This window comes from Actinomyces sp. S6-Spd3, assembly GCF_000758755.1.
Taxonomy (GTDB): Bacteria; Actinomycetota; Actinomycetes; order Actinomycetales; family Actinomycetaceae; genus Pauljensenia.
In genome coordinates this window covers 1-511 of sequence record NZ_JRMV01000073.1, presented here as the reverse complement: position 1 = coordinate 511, position 511 = coordinate 1, and the positions used below count along the sequence as shown (strand labels likewise).

Genomic DNA, 511 nt, shown 5'->3' with positions numbered 1-511 from the left:
TCCAGCAACTCGGAGCAAACGGACAAACACCCGCCGGGCAGGGCGCCGGCCTCGGCCTCGCAATCGTCGATAGAATCGTTACACTTCACGGCGGAGAAGTGCTTGTAGATAGCCTGTGGGGGCGCGGAACGTCCATTCACGTTCTCCTCCCAAACACTCCAACGCAGCCGGTTAGGAAGCGCAAATGAAATACCTTGCACTCGTTGTCGATGACGAGAGGCAAATGACAGAAATTGTCAGCTTCGCCCTCGAAACAGCCGGGTTTGACACAGTCACCGCGCACGACGCTGCCCACGCATGGCAACTCTTCCAAAGCCGGCCGGTTAGCCTCGTAATCCTCGACCTCATGCTGCCCGACATTTCCGGAGCAACCCTCGCCAAACGGATTCGAGCGAGCTCGAATGTGCCCATCATTATGCTCACAGCGCTTGGTGACACCGCGCAGCGCGTTGCTGGCCTTGAGGCGGGAGCCGACGACTACATTGCGAAACCGTTTTCGCCCCAAGAACTA

The 511-nt window shown here is 58.3% G+C and carries 2 protein-coding genes; both read left to right on the top strand.

Annotation, left to right across the window (positions count from 1 at the left end; genetic code table 11):
- Positions 1-188, top strand: a 188-nt coding sequence (locus tag HMPREF1627_RS10075; protein ID WP_199805853.1) for an ATP-binding protein, incomplete at its 5' end; no start/stop codon positions are given.
- Positions 185-511, top strand: a 327-nt coding sequence (locus HMPREF1627_RS00460; protein ID WP_034500068.1) for a response regulator, incomplete at its 3' end; no start/stop codon positions are given. The genes HMPREF1627_RS10075 and HMPREF1627_RS00460, both read left to right, overlap by 4 nt.